The sequence below is a fragment of the Rhodococcus sp. BH4 genome (assembly GCF_002079265.1).
GTDB lineage: Bacteria > Actinomycetota > Actinomycetes > Mycobacteriales > Mycobacteriaceae > Rhodococcus_F > Rhodococcus_F qingshengii.
The window spans coordinates 204,317-228,599 of record NZ_CP014941.1; the positions used below are offsets into that span (position 1 = coordinate 204,317).

22 protein-coding genes are annotated in these 24,283 nt (G+C 63.3%); 10 read left to right on the forward strand and 12 right to left on the reverse strand.

The annotated features are described in order from the left end of the window. The first annotated feature begins 8 nt into the window (after window positions 1–8). Together A0W34_RS00990 and A0W34_RS00995 are read left to right on the forward strand one after the other, a co-directional pair. On the forward strand, window positions 9–368 hold the full coding sequence (locus A0W34_RS00990) for a BlaI/MecI/CopY family transcriptional regulator (RefSeq protein WP_063315268.1): 360 nt from the start codon (window positions 9–11) through the stop codon (window positions 366–368). Further along, a complete protein-coding gene (locus A0W34_RS00995) occupies window positions 365–1,312 on the forward strand; it encodes a M56 family metallopeptidase (RefSeq protein ID WP_003944128.1) in 948 nt (315 codons plus the stop codon). The genes A0W34_RS00990 and A0W34_RS00995 overlap by 4 nt, the downstream gene beginning before the upstream one ends. Here the strand turns inward: A0W34_RS00995 and A0W34_RS01000 are convergent, their stop codons facing one another. Next, complete coding sequence (locus A0W34_RS01000; RefSeq protein ID WP_054188666.1) at window positions 1,313–1,957, reverse strand: DsbA family protein; 645 nt, start codon at window positions 1,955–1,957, stop codon at window positions 1,313–1,315. Window positions 1,958–2,083: 126 nt separating this feature from the next. On the opposite strand from A0W34_RS01000, the gene A0W34_RS01005 reads away from it, so the two are divergent. Continuing rightward, entirely contained in the window at window positions 2,084–3,025 is a 942-nt protein-coding gene (locus A0W34_RS01005; protein WP_063315267.1) for a cytochrome c oxidase assembly protein, read from the forward strand. Window positions 3,026–3,036: 11 nt separating this feature from the next. Here A0W34_RS01005 and A0W34_RS01010 read toward each other — a convergent pair whose 3' ends face one another. From A0W34_RS01010 to A0W34_RS01035, 5 genes are all read right to left on the reverse strand, one after another. Then, window positions 3,037–3,582, reverse strand: coding sequence for a ferritin (locus tag A0W34_RS01010; RefSeq protein WP_050657084.1), 546 nt, complete (start codon window positions 3,580–3,582; stop codon window positions 3,037–3,039). Between the two features lie 37 nt (window positions 3,583–3,619). After that, a complete protein-coding gene (locus A0W34_RS01015) occupies window positions 3,620–4,090 on the reverse strand; it encodes a hypothetical protein (protein WP_042453189.1) in 471 nt (156 codons plus the stop codon). A gap of 98 nt (window positions 4,091–4,188) precedes the next feature. Next, window positions 4,189–5,424, reverse strand: a complete 1,236-nt coding sequence (locus tag A0W34_RS01020) for an LCP family protein (RefSeq protein WP_007736010.1) — start codon at window positions 5,422–5,424, stop codon at window positions 4,189–4,191. Window positions 5,425–5,584: 160 nt separating this feature from the next. Beyond that, entirely contained in the window at window positions 5,585–6,406 is an 822-nt protein-coding gene (locus A0W34_RS01030; protein WP_003945405.1) for a CPBP family intramembrane glutamic endopeptidase, read from the reverse strand. A 10-nt stretch (window positions 6,407–6,416) separates the two neighbouring features. Continuing rightward, window positions 6,417–7,196: a DUF2470 domain-containing protein gene (locus tag A0W34_RS01035; RefSeq protein WP_058227345.1), complete on the reverse strand. Its 780-nt coding sequence runs from the start codon at window positions 7,194–7,196 to the stop codon at window positions 6,417–6,419. A 139-nt stretch (window positions 7,197–7,335) separates the two neighbouring features. On the opposite strand from A0W34_RS01035, the gene A0W34_RS01040 reads away from it, so the two are divergent. The 3 genes from A0W34_RS01040 to A0W34_RS01050 are packed head-to-tail and all read left to right on the forward strand — an operon-like array spanning window position 7,336 to window position 9,585. After that, on the forward strand, window positions 7,336–7,974 hold the full coding sequence (locus A0W34_RS01040; protein WP_003945395.1) for a hypothetical protein: 639 nt from the start codon (window positions 7,336–7,338) through the stop codon (window positions 7,972–7,974). Between the two features lie 31 nt (window positions 7,975–8,005). Then, complete coding sequence (pheA, locus tag A0W34_RS01045; RefSeq protein ID WP_007736017.1) at window positions 8,006–8,920, forward strand: prephenate dehydratase; 915 nt, start codon at window positions 8,006–8,008, stop codon at window positions 8,918–8,920. Next, complete coding sequence (locus tag A0W34_RS01050; protein WP_007736019.1) at window positions 8,917–9,585, forward strand: histidine phosphatase family protein; 669 nt, start codon at window positions 8,917–8,919, stop codon at window positions 9,583–9,585. Before pheA ends, A0W34_RS01050 begins: the two co-directional genes overlap by 4 nt. Window positions 9,586–9,594: 9 nt before the next feature. On the opposite strand, the gene A0W34_RS01055 is transcribed toward A0W34_RS01050, so the two are convergent. The 6 genes from A0W34_RS01055 to A0W34_RS01080 all read right to left on the reverse strand — a co-directional run bounded on the left by A0W34_RS01055 (window position 9,595) and on the right by A0W34_RS01080 (window position 15,766). Further along, window positions 9,595–11,697 (reverse strand): acyltransferase family protein, encoded by a 2,103-nt coding sequence (locus tag A0W34_RS01055; protein WP_063315266.1) that lies wholly within the window; start codon window positions 11,695–11,697, stop codon window positions 9,595–9,597. A 40-nt stretch (window positions 11,698–11,737) separates the two neighbouring features. After that, on the reverse strand, window positions 11,738–12,556 hold the full coding sequence (locus A0W34_RS01060) for an ESX secretion-associated protein EspG (protein WP_081557199.1): 819 nt from the start codon (window positions 12,554–12,556) through the stop codon (window positions 11,738–11,740). Next, the gene (locus A0W34_RS01065; RefSeq protein ID WP_063315264.1) at window positions 12,556–13,809 is read right to left on the reverse strand and encodes a PPE domain-containing protein; all 1,254 of its coding nucleotides are present in this window, start codon (window positions 13,807–13,809) and stop codon (window positions 12,556–12,558) included. The genes A0W34_RS01060 and A0W34_RS01065 overlap by 1 nt, the downstream gene beginning before the upstream one ends. Window positions 13,810–13,869: 60 nt before the next feature. Beyond that, window positions 13,870–14,169 carry a PE domain-containing protein gene (locus A0W34_RS01070; RefSeq protein ID WP_063315263.1) on the reverse strand — a complete coding sequence of 100 codons (300 nt, stop codon included), beginning with the start codon at window positions 14,167–14,169 and terminating at the stop codon, window positions 13,870–13,872. A 136-nt stretch (window positions 14,170–14,305) separates the two neighbouring features. Beyond that, window positions 14,306–14,656: a metallopeptidase family protein gene (locus tag A0W34_RS01075; RefSeq protein ID WP_007736028.1), complete on the reverse strand. Its 351-nt coding sequence runs from the start codon at window positions 14,654–14,656 to the stop codon at window positions 14,306–14,308. A 3-nt stretch (window positions 14,657–14,659) separates the two neighbouring features. Further along, window positions 14,660–15,766, reverse strand: coding sequence for a septum formation family protein (locus tag A0W34_RS01080; RefSeq protein ID WP_081557200.1), 1,107 nt, complete (start codon window positions 15,764–15,766; stop codon window positions 14,660–14,662). 70 nt (window positions 15,767–15,836) lie between these two features. Between A0W34_RS01080 and A0W34_RS01085 the strand changes: the two genes are divergently transcribed. From A0W34_RS01085 to A0W34_RS01100, 4 genes are all read left to right on the forward strand, one after another. Next, window positions 15,837–16,232, forward strand: coding sequence for an ankyrin repeat domain-containing protein (locus A0W34_RS01085; RefSeq protein ID WP_003945404.1), 396 nt, complete (start codon window positions 15,837–15,839; stop codon window positions 16,230–16,232). 65 nt (window positions 16,233–16,297) lie between these two features. Then, the gene (gene serS, locus A0W34_RS01090) at window positions 16,298–17,551 is read left to right on the forward strand and encodes a serine--tRNA ligase (protein ID WP_007736032.1); all 1,254 of its coding nucleotides are present in this window, start codon (window positions 16,298–16,300) and stop codon (window positions 17,549–17,551) included. 363 nt (window positions 17,552–17,914) lie between these two features. Next, on the forward strand, window positions 17,915–20,839 hold the full coding sequence (locus A0W34_RS01095) for a beta strand repeat-containing protein (protein WP_198035679.1): 2,925 nt from the start codon (window positions 17,915–17,917) through the stop codon (window positions 20,837–20,839). 252 nt (window positions 20,840–21,091) lie between these two features. Continuing rightward, a complete protein-coding gene (locus tag A0W34_RS01100; protein WP_081558733.1) occupies window positions 21,092–24,283 on the forward strand; it encodes a beta strand repeat-containing protein in 3,192 nt (1,063 codons plus the stop codon).

Sequence of the window (24,283 nt, forward strand, 5' to 3'; positions counted from 1 at the left end):
GAGGAGCAATGCAGGGGCTGGGCGGACTCGAAGCCGAGGTCATGGATGTGCTCTGGCAGTCCGACGACGCGCTCTCGGTCAAGGATCTGGTCGAGATCCTGGGTGAGCGTCGACAACTTGCGTACACCACGATCCTGACCGTCGTGACGCATCTCTTTGACAAGGGCTGGGTGAGTCGTGAGAAGAAGAGTCGCGCCTACTTCTATCGGCCGAGTCGCAGCCGTGAAGAGGCCACATCCAGAGCGCTGCGCGAATTGTTGGACAGCAGTTCCGATTCCGCTGCCGTGCTGTTGCACTTCGCCAAGACCATGACAGATGCCGAGAACGAGGCCCTGCGCCGGGGTCTTTCCGGGGAAGGTGTGCAATGACATTGGCGTTGCCGATGTTTCTCGGTGCGATGCTCGTGGGATTCCTGGTTCCGAGAGTGTTGCGAGCCGTTTCCTCGGCGTTGTCACCGGCGGTGCTGCTCGCGGCGTGGCTCGGCAGCATGGCGTCGGCTTTGTATCTCGCTCTCTCCGCGGTCTTGGTTCTGGTGTGGCCGAGCCACGCGCCGGTCGAGGGGCTGGTCGACGGTATCGCTCGGTGTTTCAGCGCCTTCGCGCACGGCACGAGTTCATGGGTGGGTGAACTGATCACCGGCACAGCCGTTGCTGTGGTGGGTGTGATCGCCGTTCGGATCGTGCTGGCCGGCCGCAAGCAGGCACGTGAGCACGCGAGGGTCCGAGATTTCCATCGTGATGTTCTCTCGATCGTCGCGCGCCGCGACAACTCGGAGTCCGACGTGTTGTGGTTGGATCATCCGCTGCCTATGGCGTACAGCGTCGCCGGAAAGCCTGGATTTGTTGTTGCGACGCAAGGCTTGTCATCCGCTCTCAGTGGAGGCGAGCGTGATGCTGTCCTCGCGCACGAGCGTGCACACCTGAGCGGCGGTCATCACCGAATTGTCGGTGCGTGCGAAGTCTTGGCCGCTGTTCTTCCGCGAGTGCCGTTGTTCGCGGCGGCACCCGCTGCCGTCGGCGCGATCGTCGAACTGTCGGCGGACAGACACGCCGCTCGCGTCACCAGCCCGGCTGCGGTGCGTTCCGCCCTTGCCGTGGTGTCGAAATCGCCGCTTCCTCAGCCGGACTGGAGCTTGAGCGATCGCGGCAGCGCGACCGCGGTGCGATTGAGTTCCCTGGTCGACGGCGACGTGGCGTCGCCTCGGCGACTGACCTGCGCGGTGGCGGCCTGTGCGCCGGCCGCTGTCACGACGGCCGTTGCCGCAGCCGTGACGGTGGCCGTCTCCGCGGGGATCTGCGCTGTTCTGACCTGATCATTCTCCCAAGGCCGAATCGATCTGGGCTTTCAACTGCTCGTAGCTCGGCATCTGGTCCAGCTTCACGTCGTTGAGGAACAGCGTCGGAGTACCTTGGACGCCGAGGCGTCGGCCTTCTTCGAAGTCGCGCTCGACCCGCTCGCGGACGCCGCGGCTGCCGAGGTCGGATTCGAATCGGGCCATGTCAAGTCCGAGATCTTGTGCGTAGGAACGGAACAGCGCCTCCTGTGATTCGGCGGATTCACCCCATTGCGACTGCGTCTCGTACATTTGCTTGTACATCTCGACGAATTTGCCCTGGCGAGATGCGGATTCGACGACCTGCGCCGCGAGAGTGCTGTTGGTGTGACTCGGAATCGGAAAGTATCTGATGCCGAACGTGATTCGACCCTCGTACTCCGCTCTGATCCGCTCCATCGTCGGGTACAGCGCGAGGCAGGCTTCGCATTCGAAGTCGAGGAACTCGACCAGGTTCACCTTGCCGTCGGCGGCCGAGGTCAATCGGTACGCGTCGTCGGTGAGGACGGCGGTGGATTGTGCTGCCCGATCGGCGTTCTCGTTGTCTGCCCGAATCGGATCGACGGTGATGAACGTGATCAGTGCTACCGCGAACACCGCGATCAGGGCGGCGGATATCTTCATGCTTCTGGACACTGCTGTGCACCTGTACCTTCCGTCGAATTCCTAAATACTATCCAACATAGTAGTTAGGTGTAGAGTCGACGGTACCCGCATGGAGACGAAGGAGGACCCGCCGGTGAAGCGTTCGTGAATGACACGCCGCCGCCGTCGATCGGGCAGATGCTGGAGTGGGATACCTCATCCCTCCCGCTTCTTCCTGCCCTGGGAGTTGTTCTTGCACTCTGGTATTGGACTGGCGCTCAGCGAGTTCGCGCGAGTGGGCGACCGTGGCCGTGGCATCGGACAGCGTGTTTCCTCGGTGGGTGCCTGCTGCTGATCGCGGTGACCGGACTGAAGGTCGAGAGCTACGGCTACGAACTCTTCAGCGTCTGGATGTTCCAACACCTGACGCTCTCGATGGCGATCCCGCCGCTCTGGGTACTGGGCTCGCCGGGACTGCTGCTACTACGTTCGACGCCGCACCGAGGAATAGGAAAAGGCATTCTCGCGCTTGCCCTCTCGGCATTGCGCAGCCCGCCGGCGCGGTGGATGCTGCACCCCGGGTTCACGATCCCGGTATTTCTGTTCAGCTACTACGGGATCTACCTGTCGCCGATCTTCGACACCGTCTCGGCGTTACCGGCTGGACACGTCTTTCTCGAGATCTTCTTTCTCGCCAGCGGTCTGCTATTCTTCATGCCGGTGCTCGCCACCGGCCCACTGCCGGTGCGACAGAGCTACCTCGGCCGGTGTTTCGACCTGTTCGTGGAGATGCCGCTGCACGTGTTCATCGGCGTCGTACTCATGATGGCGACAAAGCCGCTGCTGACCACGTTCGTGGATCCGCCTCCCGAGTGGGGCGTGGACGTGATGCAGGATCAGCAGCTGGCGGGCGCCCTCGCGTGGTCGTACGGAGAGCCCGTCGCGCTGGTGGTGGTCGTGATCTTCGCGATGCGCTGGAACCGCGACGACAAACGGATGAATGCCGACCTGGACCGCCGCGCCGAGATCGACGGCGACAGTGATCTTGAGGCGTACAACAATTTCCTCAGATCACTGAACGCCGCCGAGCGGCCTGAGACTCGGTAGGCCGGTGGCCCTCAGACGCCGCCGCCGGCGGGCGTCGGCGCCATTGCATCGGCAGCGGCCGGGGTGTTCATCTCGCGTGCGACAAACGTTTCGAGGTGGAACAGGTTGTCGCCGGCGCGGTCGACGATGGTGAGAAGTGTTGTCATGCTTGCCACTTCCTCGACCTGCTCCTTGAGGAACCACTGCATGAACTGCTCGCCCAGGTAGTCGCCGGTATCGCGCGCGGTGCGTGCCAGCTGCGTGATCTGCTCCGTGACCTTCTTCTCCTGCTCGAGTGCCAACTCGACCGGAGCCCGGACACTGTCGAACTTCGTCACGACGTCGTCGATGCCCGGAACGTCCACGTCGAGGTCGTTGTCGAGCAGGTACTGGATCATCATCATCGCGTGACCGCGTTCCTCGGTGGCCTGGCTGTAGAAGCGCGCGGCCATCTGCGGAAGATCGTGTGCATCGAAGTACACCGCTACCGCGATGTACTGCTGCGATGCAGTGAACTCGTTACGGATCTGCTGACGCAGCAGAGTGGTGAATTCGCTCGAGTTCTTCGCCTGTGTCATCCCAACAGGTTACTGGGTCGTCGCCGCTGAGAGGGAGCTACTTCTTGTCGAGCTGATCGATGACGAAGCCCACAGTTTCCGGTCGGTACCCGTAGACGAACGAGTCCTTTTCGCCGACGTACCAATCGCCGCACTGAAAAGAACTGCCCTTCTCGACCCCCGTCGGCCACCACTGTGCGGACAACGATGCGGGACGAGTTTCGACGGTGGGTCGTGCGATGCAGCTGTTGTGATCTATCTCCGCGATGTTCGCAGTCATTCGCAGGATGCGTTCGTTGCCGGTGGTGCGGATGACCTCGTCGATACCCGTCGCGCCGGCGGGAACCCAACTCGGCAGTGTGTCGATTCCGTTGGATGCTTGTGCAAAAGAGAAGGTTTCGGTTTTCTTGTACGCCTTGGAGTCGTCGAACTTCTCGAAGGTTCCGGAGCAGGACGTCACGAGTGCAGCAGCTCCGACGGCGGCGGCAACGACGGCGAGAGTGCGGAATCGGCGGTGTGTTGTGTTCATACCTTCACGGTATTTTCGGCTGCCGATTCCGCGTCCTGCCGGAAAGCGATTTGTTCGCCGGGCTTGTCCTCCCGCGGTACTACCGGAACTCAGGGCGATTACCCCGTGGTGATCAGATCCTGTGGAATCTGCTGATCGTTGGCCAGGGCGTCGAAGAACTGCGAAGCGCGCGCCTTGTCCCACAACAACACGTTGCCCGAACCGTCCACGTCCTCGAAACCGGCGACCGGAACCGTCGTGGTGGTCATCCCGCCGCGAAGCGCCCAGGCGAGTGAGGCCAGATTCCAGATGTGATCGCCTTCGTCGACCTGTAGAGATTTGGCGGTATCGGAGACGAGTGGCCACAACCGGAACGGATTGAGGAACGTGGTCGGACTCGTCGCCTTCGACAGCAACGCCGACATGAACTGGCGCTGGTTGTTCATGCGGTCGAGGTCGGCGAGCGCCGTCGCGCGAGTTCGCACGAACCCGAGTGCGTCCGAACCCTTCAAGTCCTGGCATCCGGCGGGGAGGTTGATCCCGGCCAGCGGATCGTCGATCGGCTGTGCCAGGCACACGTTGACGCCACCGACGGCGTCGACGATGCCGGCGAACCCGCTGAATCCGATCTCGGCGTAGTGGTCGATGCGAAGCCCCGTTGCCTCTTCGACGGTCTGCACCAGCAATGGAGCGCCACCGAAGGCGAAGGCGGCGTTGATCTTGTCCGACCCGTAGCCGGGAATCGGAACGTACGAATCGCGAGGGATGCTGACCATGGTCGTCTTCCCACTTTTGGGGACGTGGACCAAGATGACCGTGTCAGTGCGCTTGGGGCCGGTGTCACCGCCCGTCGCAAGGGCTTGCTCCTGCTCTGGGGTGAGCCCCTCACGACTGTCGGACCCGACGATCAGCCAGTTCGTGCCCGGAGTATCGGCGACGCGTCCCGCGTAGTCGGGCAGCGCGTCGATTCGATTGAGCGAACTGTCGACGTAGTAGATCGCGCCGGCCAGCGCGAGCAGCAAGACCAACAACGTGATGCCGATACGTTTACCCCAGCTACGACGCTTGCGGGGGCGTCGCTGCTTCGGAGGTTCGGGAGGGCGCGGCGGGGCGTTCGGCGGGGTTCGGCGCGGCGGTGCGGGCGCATACTTCGCCTGGCGCTGCGGATCCTGACGCGGCGGGCCCTGCCTGCGCGGGTCGTCCTGAAACGGTTGCGGGCGCTGGGTCGGCGCCCAGTCCTCACGCCTGGGCTGCTGCGGCGCTTGTGGTGGGACCTGTGACCAGGCCTGATTGGCCGGATTCTGCTGCTGCGGGCGTCCGTCGCGGCGAATGACCGTCGGCCCTTCCGGCGGCATCGGTGGACGCCGCTGCGGGGGTGGGCCCTGACGGGGTGGATTCTGGCGTGGAGGGTTCTGCCTCGGAGGCATCGGTCCACGCGGAGGTGGCCCTGGCGGCTGGCGCCGCGGAGGGCGCTGAGGATATTCGGAGTCGCCGGTCACCAGTTCACGGTACCGGTCACGGCAGCCAGGAGACGTGATCGCGCAGGAGGGCGTAACCGATGAACGCCACCATGTCGATGAGAGCGTGGGCGATGACCAGCGGCCAGAGTTTCCCGGTGCGCTGCCAGTACCGGCCGAACACGAGCCCCATGATCACGTTTCCGACGCCGCCACCGAACCCCTGATAGAGGTGGTAACTGCCGCGCAGGAGTGACGAGGCGAGCAGTGATTTGTTCTCGCTCCAACCCAGCGTTCGGAGGCGAGTGATCAGGTAGGCGACGACCAGCACCTCTTCGGCACCGGAGTTCGCGATCGCGGACAGTACGAGGATCGGCACTCGCCACCAGTGATCGTCGAGCGCGCTGGCCTGGACGGTGAGGTTGATGCTCAGTGCCTGAGCCACGAGATAGAACAGCAGACCGGGGAGACCGATCACAGCGGCGAGGCCGAATCCCGGAGCGATGTCGCGCCCGAATCGAGGCTTGGGGGTCAGTCCCGCAGCACGTGGACCGATCCCCGAACGCCACAGTAGATAGAGTCCCAGCGCTGCCCACGCGAGAAGCTTTGCGACGCCCAGCAATTGGCGCGCCAGGTCGATCCAGTCGATGGCGGCCCGCGACGGGTTGAGTGCAACCGTCTGATCCGAGAGCGCAACCGGCGTCGCCAGGGATTCGGCGAGCGAGAGGATCCCGGACAATCCGCTGAGTCCGAACGTGACCAGCAGAACGATGGTGATCTCGATCCAGACTCCGCGTCTGGCGGCCGGATCGAGGGCCGGGCCGGCCGGGACGGGAGTCGGCGGCCGTAACCAGGTGCGGACGGTTTCGCGGGCATTCACCCGCGCAACGCTAGCCGTTTGATGCGCCGCCCGATCGGAGGCCGTTGAGGAAAGGGCACCCGACCAGCATGCGGATGGCGCGGCTCAGCGCGGGAGCGTCGTCGACGGGGTTGGCGAACGGCATCCACACGTCGCGGTCACCGGTGTGATCCTCGACCCGCAGGCGAAGTCCGTAGCGGTCGATGCCGAGTGGGCGAACGCGTCCGGTGCGCATGTACGGGGGAAGCTTGCGCACGAGCAGGTCCACGAGGTCGCGGTGGTCTTCGTCGAGATGCTGCAGCCATGCGGTCTCCATTTCCCAGAAGGGATCGGGGCTGGCGTTCAGCAGTTCGTCCACGGCGACGGGTTCTGCCCCCGTTGCATCAGCGACTACAGCCGAGGCCAGGCTCAAGCGAAGGAGGACCGAGGTGTGACCGATGTCGAGGAGCCCCGGGTGGGGATGTTCGGATGCGACGTCGTCGGCGAGAACGCGTGCCTCGTAGTCGGGCACGGCGTGTAACGAGCCGCGAAGCCACACGAGGGAGCGCACGGGCTCACGCAGACGCAGTGGTGCGTGATCGGTGATCTCGAGGACGGCAGGCAGGCCGCCGCCGCCGGAGTTCCAGGCCAGGGCCGCAGCTGCGGAGGCATGTGGGACTGCAACGACGACGTCACCGTTCGAACGCAGGTGATGCACCGACGTGACGGTGGGATCGCTGCCTTCGATGGCGAGAACTGCGTCTTGTGCGCGCACACAGGCGCTGCGGACGCGTTCGGCGGTGGACGGGCCGGTGCTGGTCTTCGTTGCCATGCTGCCCCCTTGGCGGGTGTTCTCTCGAACTCCATCGGATGATGAGGTAACCCTAACCTAAGGTGCTTCGGTGTGAATCGCAAGACTTTTGCGCAACTCGCGTGGAATCCGCCGCCTGCGCCGGGGTTACGGTTTGTCTGTGGCCATTCCTCTCTCACTCGGGCTGCCCGCCCCGAGAAACTCGCGCGGACTCCTCGAAGCACTCTTTCTCCCGGTTGTTCCGGCGTCGGCTCTGATCGGCGGCGAAGCAGCAGGCCGGGTTGTCGTCCGCCTCGATATCGATCCGGAAGAACTGCGTGCGGACACGGAAGCGTCGTACGAGGCCGTCCGTTTCGACGTCGACGTCACCACCGACCAGATCGACGACGCGATCGCGCTGCGCCTGCCCGCTCCGCTCGCTGTGTATGTCGACGGCGGCGAAGAGGATCTGACACCCGCCGAAGCGGCGCTGCGTCTGTGCGAAGGTGGCCGGATCCCCGGACTCGCCGCCGGTCTTACGCCCACCGAAGTGGCTGATTTCCTGGCGGTACTCGCGCACGAGTCCGTCGGTTTCGTAGCCCGCGCGGCCGACGGCGACGAGGTGATCGCCCTGCTGTGTGGCACCGTCGCTGCACTGCGCGGCGACGACGTGCGCGCCGCGATGGTCGATCCGAAGCCGGAAAAACTTGCCGCGCTGATCCCCGAAGCCGCGTCGGCCATGCGTGAGGTGCTGCTCACGATCGAGGTCGCGGATCTGCCTGCAGTGGAAACGGCTTTGCGTGCCGCGGGTTTGCAGTGACCGGCGTGGGTCGGTGCGTAATCTTTTAGGCGTGCCAAGAATCGCGTATTTCGGTCCGTCGGGAACCTTCACGGAGATAGCTCTCGCCCAGTTGGAGGCTGAGGGCGCGTTCGGCGAAACCGTCGAGCGAGTACCGGCCGGCAGTCCGCCGGCGACTCTCGACATGGTTCGCGACGGTTCCGTGGACGGAGCCGTGGTTCCCTTCGAGAACTCGGTGGAAGGCGGCGTAGCTCCGACGCTCGATTCACTCGCTCTCGGTTCGCCGCTGCAGATCGTCGCCGAAACCGATCTGGACGTGAGTTTCTCCATCCTGGTTCGGGCCGGGACCACCGCCGATCAGGTCCGAACGATCGGCGCGTACCCGCATGCGGGCGCGCAGGTCCGCGGATGGATCGCCGAGAACCTGCCCCAGGCCGAGGTGGTGTTGGCCTCGTCCAACGCCGGTGCGGCCCTGGATGTGCAGGCCGGAACCGTCGACGCCGGTGTGTCCACGGCTTTGGCCGGTCAGATGCTCGGACTCGAGAGCCTGGCGGACAACGTCGCCGATGTAGGCGGCGCCCGCACACGTTTCGTGTTGGTCACCAAGCCGGCCCCGGTTCCGGCGCGGACCGGTGCCGATCGCACCGCGCTGGTGCTTCACCTCGACAACGCTCCCGGCTCCCTGGTGCGTGCACTCTCCGAATTCGCCGCTCGCGGTATCGATCTGACTCGGATCGAATCACGGCCGATGCGAACGGAATTGGGCACGTACCGGTTCTTCGTGGACTGCGTCGGACACGTCGAGGACTCGCTGGTGGCCGAGGCGATGCGTGCGCTGCATCGTAAATCCGGAGTCCGCTTCCTGGGGTCGTGGGCGACAGCGAATTCGACCGGGCCACAACCTCCTTCGGACGAAGAAGCGATTCGGTGGATCGACGAACTCAAGCATGGAGGGGGAGAACGATGACCGGAAGGCTCATCCTCGTTCGGCACGGTCAGACGGAGGCGAATGTCGCCAAACGTCTCGACACCGCACTACCCGGAGCAAAGCTCACGCCGGAAGGGTTGGCACAGGCCGAGACTTTGGGCATCGGCCTGGCTTCGGCGCCGCCGCTGGCACTCGTATCGTCGTTGGCTTTGCGTGCCCGGCAGACAGCAGGTTTCGTGGAGCAGGCCGCCGGTGTCTCTCTGGACGTGCGGGACGGATTGCACGAGGTGCAGGCCGGTGACCTCGAAGATCGTACCGACGAGGCCGCGCACCGACTGTTCATGGAGACGTTCCATCACTGGCACACCGGCAACCTCGGCGCTCGCATCCCCGGTGGTGAAACGGGATACGACGTCCTGGAGCGGTACGTCCCCGTCGTCAATTCGTTGCGCGAAGAATTTCTCGAAGGCTCACGAGACGGCGGCGACATCGTCGTGGTCAGTCATGGTGCGGCGATCCGTCTTGTCGCAGCCCAGCTTGCCGGTGTCCCCGGTCTGTTCGCAGCCAACAACCACTTGGCCAACACCGAGACCGTCGAACTGTTGCCTTCGGTCGACGGCGGTTGGGAGTGCCTGCGCTGGGGAACCGTCAACCCGCCGTTCGAGCACCGACTCATCCCCGGTGCCGACGACGTGATGGGCTGACGGCCGGCTTCACCACCAACCGGTCTGGACGCTCAGTTGGCGCCCGAGTTCAGCGGACAGCGTGCTCACGTAGCTGGCTGTCAGGTGGTGGGAATCGTGATACACCAACACATTTCCCTCCACGACGCGGCACAACTCCGGTCCGCAGACGCCGTCGCTAAGGTCGAGTAGACGGACGTTGGTCAGATCGCCGATCGCCGACGGCGCCGGATTGACGTCGCTGAGCATTTCGGACCGTGGCATCGCGCAGTGATCGGGTGACGTGGTTGTCGCCAGACAGTCGATCGCGCGGTAGGCGACGCCGTCGTGGTGCAACCACGGGGTATCGCGGATGGCGAGCACGTCGATACCGTCGCGCCCCAGTTCCTCCCACACGTGTACGTAAGACTCGGGCGTCACGTCGCCAGGGCCGTCGGAGCTCGGCCTGGTTGCCGTCGTGAACACGAAATCGGGTGAGGCGTCGGCCAACTCGGTCAGCACTCCACGCGACCAGTCGACGCAATCCGGATAGTCGTTGTCCGACAACGTCTGCATGGAGTCGATGGTGAGCGGGCAGCCCATCTTCAGATACGTGTCGACGCGGAACCCGTGACTCTTGCCGAGTTCGTCGAGCGCAGTGAGCCAGTGCTCGGAGTGCGAACCACCCGCGAGCGCGATGGTTCTGTCTGCGTCGGCGTCGCCGTAGGTGCAGTGGACGACGTCCCGCTCGAGAAAATCGGCGATACAGCCGTCGAGCGTACTGGCCGGAAGGTCCAGTGGCGCATCGAAGATCGAGGGAACCATCGACGCCTTGGGTACTTCGGCACCGTCGGTGAGCGCGAGTGCGCCGGGATGGGTCGGGAGGTCGAGGGTGTCGACTGCCCGCTGGCCCGTCGTCTGGCTGCTCGCGTACGACTGCCAGGCGACCGAAGCGGCGAGGACCACGGCAGCGGTGACGACGCATGCCAGGACGGTGTACCGGCGCGAGCGGCCTCCACGTTCCACCGGAACCTCGATCAGGCGCCGGAGTGCAAGCGCCCCCGCGACGGAGAGGGCGATGATCAGTGCCCCGCCGAGCAGGCCGGCTTCGGGGCGTCCGGTGATGACGAGTGCAAACACCAGAATCGGCCAGTGAATCAGGTACAGCGCGAATGCGAACGAGCCGAGCCACGTCAGTGCCGGATGGGCAAGAGTCTTCGACGTCCAAGGCGTGTCGTCGCCGACTCCGGACAGGATCAGCGCAAGAGTGGCCAGCACCGGCACCAGCGCCCACGGGCCGGGGAACTGCTGGGCGCCGTCGAGCACTATGCCGCACAACAGGATCGACGAAAGCCCCGCCCAGCCGATCGTTGCTCTGACCGAGAACGGCAGGGATGCGATCTGCCGACTGCGTGTGCTGGTCATCAGAACGGCCAGCAGACCACCGAGGGCCAATTCCCACAACCGGGCGCCGGAGTCGTAGTACGCCCAGGCTTGGTGACGCGAAGATTTGGCGAGTGCGTAGAGAAAAGATCCTGCGGTCAGAACCAGAAGGGTGACCGCGAGTGACGGGCGGAAATAGTTGGGATTCACGCGTGAAGCGACATAAGCGATCACGGAGACCAGTGCGATGGCCAGGAGATAGAACTGACCTTGTACGGCCATCGACCACAGGTGCTGCAGGGGAGTGACCGAGCCGTCGGCGGCCAGGTAGTCGCTTGCGGTGCTGGCGAGCTGCCAGTTCTGGAAGAACCCGAGCACCGCGATCAGTTGATCGCCCAGATCGGCCCAGCGTGTGCGTGGCAGCAGCAACGCGGTCCCCAGTGCGGTCAAAATGCTGACCACCGCGATCAGGGGGAACAGCCGCAGAAACACCCGCCGCAGTGCCGGGACCGGGTTGAGTGAACCCCCGGCTTCGGCGCGTCGAACCAGTGAGCCGACGAAGAAGTATCCGGACAGAACCAGGAAGACGTCCACCCCGCCCGATACCCGTCCGAACCACACGTGGAACACGACCACCAAACCGATGGCGAGGCCACGCAGTCCGTTCAGGTCTTGTCGGTGCGGTGTTGTTGCCCGTTCATCGTTCGGCCGGTCGATCGTGGCGACCGAGCCTTGTTCGCCCGGTGACGACGGTTGACGCGAGAACTGCATGCTGAAGTAAGGCTCCGGGCGTTGAAGGGACGCCCCGAGGTTACCCGGAAGTCTCCGGCGCCGATTCCTCGAGTTCAGTTACCAGAGCGTTCACGGCTTGTCGGAGGCGATGGGATGTTCCGGAACTGATGGACGTCCATTCGGTGCCGTCGGCGGCCCGAGTGGTCGAACCGACCAGCCGACCCGACAAGGTGTCGTACACAGTCACTGCGCCGGTCATGAGCGTCGTCGCTCCCAAACTGTTTGGTATTCCGACCAATTCGGCGAAGGCGGTGCATGTGACGATTGCGCTACCCAGTTGGCGCGCGTCGTCTTCGGGTATCCCGGCGTTGATCAAGGCCGAGCTCACGCTGTCTGCATCCGGGCCGACGCCGAATGCCAGGCTGAGCATCTCGGTCGGTGCGTTGATCACGGCAATCGGCATTGCTTCGGCGCTGCCGAGCGCGGTGACAACGGGTGCAGTCGGTTCGGCGGTGACGCTGCGCAATGCGAACGAAGAACCGGTTGAAGTTGCTTCGACACAAAGGAACTCGCCCTGCGCGACGCAGAGGCGTGAAATCCCTCCACCGACATGCCGACGCAGCGCCAACTCCCACTTGGGGTGGGTCAGGACGCGCAGGCGGGCACTGAGGTCGTGATGGATCTCCCCGCCGGGGAGGAGATCGCGCTCGGAGAGTGAATCTGCCGCGGACTGCATCGCCGTACGGTGAGCGCTCGCACTGCCGTGAACCGTCGCGCCACCGAGAACCACGGGAAGCGCATCGAGTCCGAGTCGCTCACGTACATAGTCGATTTCGTCCTGTGACAGGGCGACGACAGGTAAATTCCACCCCTCAGGTGAGGTGCCGAGATCCACCATCAATGCTCTGCAGTTTCGAGTGCGCCACCGATCACGGACGGGATGACTGTTCGGCCGTCGGCGAAGTGCTCGAAGTGCTTCAGGTAATCGGGTGTGTCGTGCTCGGTCTCGTCTTCAGATTGGGCCGCATGACGGCCGCCGGCGATCGGCGCAGATCCGCCTGCGGTTCGGGCCGGATCCACCTTGACGGTATGCGCGGTGCCCTGAACCGGCGAGGTCACGGGGTTCTGGCGCGTGGCGCTCTGGCCGGTGGAGGGATCAGGAAGAGCGTGCCGACCGGTGTTGCTGCTCGACGACGAGCCCGCGATTGCTCCGGCTCCTGTAGTCGCGGATGCTGCGCTGACCTGTGCCGGTGCCCGGCTTGCCCACGGGGTGCCGAACAGTGATGGTGTGGAAGCGCCGAGTCTTGCGCCGCCGAGTCCCGCGCCGCCCAGTCCGGTGAGTCCTGCTCCTGCCGTCGCGAGAGCTGATGCGGCAGTGGTGGCGCCTGTGACTGCGGTGGTGGTGGCGCTGGCTGCGGTGGCAACTCCACCGGAGATGGCACCGGCCTGTGAGGCAGCGGCGGCAAATACCGGGTTGGAAACTACGGATGCGACAGCAGCGGTGGCGGCGCGCACGGGATCCGCGATTGCGTCAGCGAGCGTGGATGCCGCTTGCACGACGGACTGTCGTGCGGCGCTGCCTGGGCTTTCGGTCGAAGCGGATGCCCCAGCTGTGGGTTCCGCGATGGACGGTGGTGAGTCGAAGTTCTGCTGCACGGCCAGGTGGGCCGTTGCGGCGTCGTACGTTTCCATTGTCACCGCCGCTCGAATTTTGAGAGCTTCTTCGGCAGCCTCGGCGGCGGCGGCACCGCCGACCAGGGCACCGCCGATGGAGTACGCGGCTACCTTTGCCGCTTGAACTGCCGCGATCTCCGCCAGCGACGGCATGGCCAGGGTGGCGACGGTGTAGGAACCGGACTGTACTTGGGCCTTACCTGCGGTTTCTCCCGCGAGCAACGCGGCCGCTGCAGCCCATTCCTGGAACGGTGCGAATTTGCTCAATGCGGCATCCGCTGCTTCTCCGGACCACCCGGTGCGAAGATCCGCCATCACGCGAGAGATGGACGCAGCGGTGTCGGTGAGTCCGGACGACACGGTGGACCAGGCTCCGGCCGCCACGCCGAGAGGGACCGGCCCGGCTCCGGCGACCAGTGCTGCGGAGTTGGGTGCTGCGCCCCGTGGATACCAGATGACGCCGGTGATGCCGACCATTGTTCTTCCCCCCAGGAAGTGTGACTGTGTTGCCGAGTTACCGAGTTCGATTTCTGTCGATCAGATCGGTGCGGCTGCCAGGCTGGACTTGGTGAGCTGGTCTTCGAGCTCGTAGGCAGCTGCATTCTTGCGCAGAGCTGCCGCAGCCGCGGTGAGCTCCTCGATTGCCCGATCGGTGGACGAGGCAAGGCTGCCCGAGATGGTGTTGAAGTAATTTGCCGCGCTACCGGACACTTCCTCGGATCCGGCTGGGAGAACGCGTAGCGTCGGCTGCGCAGTAGAGACGATTCCGCGCAATCGCGTCGCCGCAGACTCGAGTTCCAGTGCGGCGGCAACTAGGGCTTGAGGGTCGACGTGCATAGTGCCGAACTCCTTCCTGACCAGGGCGGATAAGTGGTCGGGAGGCCGTGCGCACAGCCGGTCGATATTCCCCCCGCACATACTTTGATGCATACCGCCCGCTTTTGGTTCCCCCCGAAATCGGACGACTTTGTCCTCAGCCCCAGCCGAGTTCGTGCAACCTGTCTTCTTCGATGCCGAAGTAATGCGCGATCTCGTGGATGACGGTCACTGCAACCTCGTGAACTACCTCGTCCTCGGATGCACAGATATCGAGGATCGAATCGCGGAAAATTGTGACCGTGTCCGGCAGGTACCCGCCGTAATGAGAATCCCGCTCGGTCAGAGCGACGCCCTGGTACAAACCGAGCAGCCCCGGTTCTTCCTCGTCACGTGCTTCGACCAGCACCACGACATTGTCGATGGCCTTCGCAAGTTCCGGCGGAATCAGATCTAGTGCCTCGCCGACCAGTTCCTCGAATCGGTCGGGCGTCATAGTCACTGTCATGGCTTACGACGGCGGAGCTGCGCCGGGCAACGGCGTCGGCAACGACCGACCTTCCGGTGCAGCGGGTGGCGGAACCGGAGCGGCACCGTTGATCAGGATCTCGCCCTTGGCGCTTCCGGTGATCGCGGCAAACCCGCCGGTTTCGACCTCTTTGCCGATCGAACAATTGACTCGGCGGCTACCGGCCAACCAGCTTTCCAGTGAAATGTTGTCCCAGAACAGCGTCAGCGTCTTGTCGCGAAGTGCGTCTGCGGAACCCAGGTACTCGTTGGATGCCTGAGTACAGACGCCTTCGAGATAGCGGTCCTGATCTTCCACCGACGGCATCGCGCCGGGGAACTGAGTGCCGAGGTCGATCACCGAAATAACTTCGTATGCATGCGGTTTCGCACAGTCGACCGGATCGGTCGGGAGGTTCTGGTTGATGCCGATGCACGTGCCGACGTCCCACACGTTCGACTGGTCCTGATCCGCCACGCGGCCCGCGAACGGTTGAAGTTCGCCGGTCGTCGTCGAGAACTGCAAGCCGCAACGCAGTGCGCGCTCGCCCGAGGCCCAACCGGATTCGCTCGGGAACATCAGGCCGACGCTGAACTTGCCCTTGGGATCGAATTTCGAACCGAGGTAGGACATGACGATGGGTGTGCAGTGCTCGTCGCGGAGTTCGGCGAATCGAAGGGCGCCCGGGTACCGGGAACCGGGGCCGAACTCGGCGCCGGGGAACACCGACAGGTCGAGTGGACCGGCGACCTCGAAGCGATGCTCACTTCCGCACTGAACCTTCGACATGTCCGTGCGGTCCCCGCCCGACTCGGTCGCAGGCGTCCAGTTGAGGCAGTCTCCGGCCGCAGCCGCGGTGAAAGCGTCGTCGCGAGCAGAGCCCGTCGCTGCTGGACCGCCGCCACTGACACTGACCGAGGACGAGTCGTCCTTGTTCAATCCACCGGAAATCGCGATCGTTGCGATCGCGGCGACCACCGCACCCACCGCGACGGCGGCCAGGACCCGACGGGTGCGACTCGCGGAGACAGTTTTCTTCGCCGGCGCCCCCTGGGGATCTGCCGGATCTGGCGACTTCTCGATCTTGTCTTCGGACATCGATTCCATCATGCCTGTTGCCGTGGCGATATCGAACCTTCACTACAAAACTCACAATCGCGTCTGTGAGTATTTTGTAGTCATGAGCGAAAACACCCCACTCGATCCCGAGGCTGTCGAGCTGGCGGGCCGGCTCTTCGACATGGCACGAACCGGTGATGCAGCCGGGCTGGCGTCGTACGTCGATGCCGGAGTTCCCGTCAATCTGACCAACGAGAGTGGCGACACGCTCGTCATGTTGGCGGCGTACCACGGTCACGCTGACGCCGTCGTTGCCCTGATCGAGCGCGGCGCCGACGTCAACCGGCCCAACGACAAGAACCAGACGCCCCTTGCCGGGGCGGTCTTCAAGGGCGAGGATGCGGTGGTGAAAGCGCTGGTGAGCGGGGGAGCCGACCCGAAAGGTGGACACCCGACGGCGGTCGACGCGGCTCGGATGTTCGGACGCGAGGACTACCTGAGTCTGCTCGAATCGTGATCTCTCCCTCTCCGACGTGGACGTGACCGTCGGAGAGCTGCAGTGAGTGGGTAAAGTTCGAAGTCGTGATTGACCTCAAGTTTCTCCGTGAGAACCCCGAAATCGTCCGCGAGTCGCAGCGCACCCGTGGAGAAGATCCAGGACTGGTCGACGCTCTGCTCGAAGCCGACGCGTCCCGACGCGCTGCCGTTCTGACCGGAGACAACCTCCGTGCAGAGCAGAAGGCCTTCGGCAAGAAGGTCGGACAGGCATCTCCGGAGGAGCGTCCCGCACTGCTCGAAGGTTCCAAGGAACTGGCGGCAAAGGTCAAGGAAGCCGAGGCCGCGCAGCACGAGGCGCAGGCCGCGCTCGACGCCGCACACCGCGCGATTTCCAACGTCGTACAAGAAGGTGCGCCGGCGGGCGGCGAGGACGATTACATCGTTCTCGAACACGTCGGTGAGATTCCGAAGTTCGACTTCGAGCCGAAGGATCACCTCGAGCTGGGCGAGTCGCTCGGCCTGATCGACATGGAACGCGGCGCCAAGGTTTCGGGTTCGCGCTTCTACTTCATGACCGGCTACGGGGCCATGCTCCAGCTCGGACTGCTGCAGTTGGCTGCGCAGAAGGCGATCGCCAACGGATTCACGATGATGATTCCGCCGGTGCTCGTACGCCCGGAAATCATGGCCGGTACCGGCTTCCTCGGTGCTCACTCGGACGAGATCTACCACTTGCAGGATGACGACCTGTACCTCGTCGGAACTTCCGAGGTACCCATGGCCGGCTACCACTCGGGCGAGATCCTCGAACTGAACGAAGGCCCGAAGCGCTACGCCGGTTGGTCCTCGTGCTTCCGCCGCGAGGCCGGAAGCTACGGCAAGGACACCCGCGGCATCATCCGTGTCCATCAGTTCGACAAGGTCGAGATGTTCACGTACTGCCGTCCCGAGGACGCCGACGCCGAACACCAGCGTCTCCTAGGGTGGGAGCGAGACATGTTGGCAGCCATCGACGTTCCGTACCGCGTGATCGACGTCGCCGGCGGAGACCTCGGTTCTTCGGCTGCGCGTAAGTTCGACTGCGAGGCATGGGTCCCGACGCAGGGCACTTACCGCGAGCTGACATCGACGTCCAACTGCACGACGTTCCAGGCCCGCCGCCTCGGAGTTCGGTACCGCGACGAGAACGGCAAGCCGCAGACGGCCGCCACTCTCAACGGCACCTTGGCTACGACGCGCTGGATCGTGTCGATTCTCGAGAACCATCAGCAGGCCGACGGCTCGGTGCGAGTGCCCGAGGCATTGGTGCCGTTTGTCGGCACGGATGTGCTTCGCTGACACGCTGAACCAACACAATCAGGGCCGCGACGGACTCCGTCGCGGCCCTTTTCGTACTTTCGTACTGGTAGGTTTGGAACTTTTTCTGAACTGACGAAATATCAACTTTTTCCCGCCGATTGGCGCGGTGACCACCAAAAGCGTTGTCGATGGGCCGCTTTGGCGATAGTTTTGCGTTCAATCGAGTTTCCATACCCTGCTTTTCCATCCCGCGTCTGGTGATACGAGGGTGAGTCCGGGGTGAATTGGACAAGTGTCTTGCCAAAAATAGTACACGTACTAGTTTTTTCGTTATGTTGTGACGGCGCGCACACGTTTTGTCCGAATCCACTGCTCATGTTTGCCCTTCCGAAGGAAGTGCCCATGCCCCAAATCTCTCAGTTGCGGCGATTCGCCGTGCCCATAACCGGAACCGCCATGGTCGCCGGAATGCTGCTGGTCGGCACGCCCGCGTCAGCTGCTATCTCGACCACCGGTTTCAAAACAGCGTGCGTTGCCGGATCGATTATCGGAGACGTCCACAAGGTCACCGACAACCTCATCACGGTCGACGCCCCGGCTTCTGTCCAGCCCGGCGAGACTTTCACCTACCGAATTCAGCCGAGCGGAACGTCATATCCGGACAAGGACTCCGGAGCGACTACTACGAACTTGTCACGTCTGAAAATCGACTATGCCATCCCGAGCAATGCGACGTACGTTTCCGCTACCGTCGTCGCAGGTACCTCCATCGGACTCGACAATGTCGCACCGAATGTTCTCAGAGTCAACGATTCTGGCAATGTCGACGGCAGCGGCGGGATCCTGCGGTTGTCAGGAAACAACCAGGTGATCGGCAACAGTCCGACGACGAGCACGAACTCGGAGGGTGGAATTCGAGTACCGAAGTCCAAGAAGAACCTCGATGGCTCGACAAACGGCAACGGAGACACGTGGTTCCGACTTCCCGCAGTCGACGTAACGATGGTCGCTGGTGCGACGGGAGTGATCCAGCCGAAGGTGAGGACCGCGGGTGCGGCCGGCAACCTCGGTGCCAGCGAAAACTTCAGCACTCAGCTCGCAAAGGCGAGTTTCCTTGGTACACAGTGGGCTCCGACCCGGTGCTCGCCTCGCGAGAACAGGGACACCACGCCTCTCAACGCTGGTGCAGGTCCACTCGCGACGATCAGCATTGCTTCGGCTCCGGTGGATGTCGAGACCACGACGTCACTCTCGGTTCCGGCGACGGCCATCACGGGTACGGCGGTTGATCTGACGGCGACGGTTGCTCCGAACACTGCTGTCGGTACGGTGCAGTTCAAGTCGAACGGCACTGCGATCGGTTCTCCGGTGACGGTGAGTGGCGGTGTTGCGACTCTCTCGCACGCGTTCGATGTTGCTGGTGCGCAGAGTGTTACGGCTGACTTCACCGCTGGTGCAGGGTTTGTGAGTTCGTCGGCGCCTGCTCAGACGGTGACCGTTTCTGATCCGGCTCCGGTGGATGTCGAGACGACGACGTCACTCTCGGTTCCGGCGACGGCCATCACGGGTGCGGCGGTTGACCTGACGGCGACGGTTGCTCCGAACAATGCTGTGGGTACGGTGCAGTTCAAGTCGAACGGCACTGCGATCGGTTCTCCGGTGACGGTGAGTGGCGGTGTTGCGACTCTGTCGCACGCGTTCGATGTTGCTGGTGCGCAGAGTGTTACGGCTGACTTCACCGCTGGTGCAGGGTTTGTGAGTTCGTCGGCGCCTGCTCAGACGGTGACCGTTTCTGATCCGGCTCCGGTGGATGTCGAGACGACGACGTCACTCTCGGTTCCGGCGACGGCCATCACGGGTACGGCGGTTGATCTGACGGCGACGGTTGCTCCGAATACTGCTGTGGGTACGGTGCAGTTCAAGTCGAACGGCACTGCGATCGGTTCTCCGGTGACGGTGAGTGGCGGTGTTGCGACTCTGTCGCACGCGTTCGATGTTGCTGGTGCGCAGAGTGTTACGGCTGACTTCACCGCTGGTGCAGGGTTTGTGAGTTCGTCGGCGCCTGCTCAGACGGTGACCGTGTCGGATCCGGCTCCGGTGGATGTGGAGACGACGACGTCGTTGTCGGTTCCGGCGACTGCCGTCACGGGTACGGCGGTTGATCTGACGGCGACGGTGGCTCCGAATACTGCTGTGGGTACGGTGCAGTTCAAGTCGAACGGCACGGCGATCGGCACTCCGGTGGCAGTCTCCGCGGGTGTTGCGACATTGACCCATTCGTTCGATGCTGCTGGCGCGCAGAGTGTTACGGCTGACTTCACCGCTGGTGCTGGCTTTGTGAGTTCGTCGGCGTCGGCTCAGACGGTGACCGTGTCGGATCCGGCTCCGGTGGATGTGGAGACGACGACGTCGTTGTCGGTTCCCCCGACGGCGGTCACGGGTACGGCGGTTGATCTGACGGCGACGGTTGCTCCGAATACTGCTGTCGGTACGGTGCAGTTCAAGTCGAACGGCACTTCGATCGGCACTCCGGTGACGGTGAGTGGCGGTGTTGCGACTCTCTCGCACGCGTTCGATGCTGCTGGCGCTCAAAGTGTTACGGCTGACTTCACCGCTGGTGCTGGCTTCGTGAGTTCGTCGGCGCCTGCTCAGACGGTGACGGTGTCTGATCCGGCTCCGGTCGACAAGGCGACAAAGACGGTGCTGAGTGTTCAGGGTGAAGCCAAGGTCGGACTGCCTGTTGATCTCTTCGCGACAGTGTCCGAAGATCCCTCGGACGCCCTGGTGCCTTCCGGCGGAACGGTCCAGTTCAAGATCGGTGGAGTCGATCTGGGCGCCCCGGTCGCGGTTGTTGACGGAGTTGCCAAGCTCCCGCACGTCTTCGGAGCAGAAGGCACCTTTGCAGTCTCGGCTGTATTCAGTGGATCCGGGGTGTTCACGTCGTCCACTGCGGAGTCTGTCGACGTCAATGTCACGGTTCCGACCCCGTCGGATGTCGAAAGCTCTACGTCGTTGACGGCTCCGTCCTCGGCAAAGGTCGGCACGGCGGTGCAGCTGAAGGCTGTGGTCAGTTCTTCCGGCGCGACGTCGGGAACCGTCCAGTTCTTCGACGGAACGACTCCGATCGGAACTGCCGTTGATGTTGTCGGTGGGCAGGCCGTGCTGAGCCACACCTTCACCACGACCGGCAACCATTCGATCACCGCGGTCTACAGCGGAGCCCAGGGCGTCACGGGTTCCACGTCGACTGCATCGGTTGTGAACGTCGGTAACGGGGGTGGTGGCTCCGGTTCGCTCGGTTCACTGTCGCTGCCGTTCGGTTCATGATTCTCCGATGATGTGATGCCCCCTTGCACCCATAGGTGCAAGGGGGCATTGCTCTTCGGGAATCGCTGATCGGTCGTTAGCTGAACTATTGGCAATTCGTGAATGTTTGTCTGAAATAACTGATACAAGTACTACTTTTGACGGGTACTGTACGAGCGTCCAGCTCCATTCCGATTTCCGCTCTGTTCGAGTGACCTCCTTCCGTGCGGTTCCCGATCCACGTCTGTTGCTAGCTGAGGAGAGTTCGTGTTGGTGAGAAGAAGTTCCGCGGTCGTGGTGGCGGCGTTGGTCGGTGGCGTGCTGGTGGCAGGTGGCGTTGCTTCGGCAGCTCCGACGTCATCTCCCGCGGTGGAGAACTCGATCGGGTTCAAACTGGGTTGCGATGGTTACGAGCACCCTGGCTTGGGCAGCATCTCCGACGAATTCCACTCCACGGGCGTGACCATCTCGGCTCCGGAGAAGGTCGCGGCGGGGTCGACGTTCACCTACCGAGTCCAGCCAGGTGCGATGACTGTTCCCACGAGTGGTCATGCGGGGCGTTCGGCGATCAGGTGGACACGGATGAAGTACGACTTCGACATTCCTACGGGGGTGTCGTTGGTCGATGCTCAGGTAGTGGCGGGTACGTCGTCGAATTTGTCGGGTGCGGCGCCCTCGGTAATTCGAATCAACGACGGTGGTTCGCCGGATGCTGCGGGCACTCACTTGCGTATTTCGGGGAACAATCAGACTGCTGACTCCAATGGCGGTGGTGGAAACGGTCCGAGTGCAAGTAAGAACGATGATGGCGGAATCGGCGCGGAGGCTGGAAAGACTTTCCGGTTGCCGGCGATCGATGTGACGGTGATTGCGGGTGGTGCGGGTAGCACTGTGCAGCCGAAGTTAAGGGTGACGGATGGCAATTCGGGATCCTTTGATTCTCCGAAAAATGCCTTCACCTTCTTGCAGCGCGAGAAGGACGTCTTCACCGTCGCATACTGGGAGAGGTACAACTGCTCTCCGCATGACTCACGCAGCGCGGGATTGAATGCGGGTGGTCAGGCATTGGCCACCGTCAACATCGTCTCGCAGGTGGCGACCACGACCGCAGTGACGTCCGGCGCGTCGGCAACGATCGGTCAATCGACGGATTTGATTGCGCAGGTCTCCCCGGCGCCGACAGGCGGCACCGTTCAGTTCAAGGATGGCGGGACTGACATCGGCGCCCCGGTGGCCGTCGTCAATGGCGTTGCCACACTGCCACATACATTCACCGCGGCGGGAGATCACTCCATCACCGCTGTGTACGACGGTGTTCTCGAGTTTCTGACATCCACGTCACCGGCACGCACAGTGAGCGTGGCCGCTGCCGTTGTACAGACGACTGCGTCGTTGACAGTGCCGAGTAGTGCCGTCGAGCAGACCTCGGTCGCGCTGACCGCAAACATCTCACCGGCAGCTAACGGCGGAACGGTCCAGTTCAAGGACGGTGGCATCGACATCGGCGGACCCATCGCGGTGACTGGCGGAGCGGCGACCCTGGATCACACGTTCACCACGACGGGATCACACTCGATCACTGCGGTCTACTCAGGTACTGCAGGTTTTGGTGGTTCGACCGCGCAAGCTCAGACCATCGAGATCTCGAGCTCAGCGCTGAGTACGACTACAACGCTTCAAGTTCCGGCTACGACGGTCACGGGTACGGTTGTTGATCTGACGGCGACGGTTGCTCCGAACAACGCTGTGGGTTCGGTGCAGTTCAAGTCGAATGGCACTGCGATCGGTTCGCCGGTGACGGTGACTGGCGGTGTTGCGACATTGAGCCATACGTTCGATACTGCTGGTGCTCAGAGTGTTACGGCTGACTTCACAGCTGGTGCAGGGTTTGTGAGTTCGTCGGCGCCTGCTCAGACGGTGACGGTGTCTGATCCGGCTCCGGTGGATGTGGAGACGACGACGTCGTTGTCGGTTCCCGCGACTGCCATCACGGGTACGGCTGTTGATCTGACCGCGACGGTTGCTCCGAACAATGCTGTGGGTTCGGTGCAGTTCAAGTCGAACGGTGCGGCGATCGGCTCGCCGGTGACAGTCTCCGCGGGTGTTGCGACACTGAGCCATTCGTTCGATGCTGCTGGTGCTCAGAGTGTTACGGCTGACTTCACAGCTGGTGCAGGGTTTGTGAGCTCGTCGGCGTCGGCTCAGACGGTGACGGTGTCGGATCCGGCTCCGGTGGATGTGGTGACCACGACGTCACTCTCGGTTCCCGCGACGGCGGTTACGGGTACTGCTGTTGATCTGACGGCGACGGTTGCTCCGAGCAACGCTGTCGGTTCGGTGCAGTTCAAGTCGAACGGCACGGCGATCGGTTCACCGGTGACGGTGACTGGCGGTGTTGCGACATTGAGCCATACGTTCGATACTGCTGGTGCTCAGAGTGTTACGGCTGACTTCACTGCTGGTGCAGGGTTTGTCAGCTCGTCGGCGTCGGCTCAGGCGGTGACGGTCTCTGATCCGGCTCCGGTGGATGTGGTGACGACGACGTCGCTCTCGGTTCCCGCGACGGCGGTTACGGGTACGGCGGTTGATCTCACCGCGACGGTTGCTCCGAACAACGCTGTGGGTTCGGTGCAGTTCAAGTCGAACGGCACGGCAATCGGTGCACCGGTGACGGTGTCCGGTGGTACCGCGACCCTCTCGCATTCCTTCGATGCCGCTGGCGCGCAGAGCATTACCGCGAATTTCACCGCTGGTGCCGGATTCAAAAACTCGGTTGCGAGTGCGAAGTCAGTTCAGGTCAGTGTTGCCGACCAGGAATCCGTCGTCGAACTGAATATTCCGACCGACGCCAAAACTGGTGTGGCGACCGACTTGTGGGCAACCGTCCGAACGTCGTCGGATGATGCTGTCGGCGTCGGAACCGTGCAGTTCTACGACGGTGGCGTCGCGATCGGCGGTCCTGAAGCGGTTACGGCCGGCGCTGCGGGCCTGACGCATTCGTTTACCTCTGCGGGTGCGCACAGCATCACTGCGGTCTATTCGGGAGGAGCCGGTGTAGTCGGATCCTCGGCCCAGGCGCGGACGGTGAATGTAACGGACCCTGCGCCTTCGGATGTCACCACGGAGACTGTGGTGACGGTGCCTGGTGATGCCGTGGTGAACAAGTCGGTGACCCTGTCGGCGACTGTCAGTTCGGTGCAGAACGGTGGAACGGTGCAGTTCATGGATGGGGATACTCCGATCGGTGACGCTGTTGCAGTGGTCAACGGGATCGCGGCGCTGAACCACACCTTCACCACAACCGGCACGCATTCGATTTCGGCAATCTACAGTGGCGCAGCCGGATTCACAGGCTCCACCTCGACGGCCCACGCAATTCAGGTCAAGGCTGCAACCGGTGGTGGCACGGGCAGCCTCGGTTCAGGCAGCGCTGGCTCGAGCGATTTCCTTCCCTTCGGTTCCTGA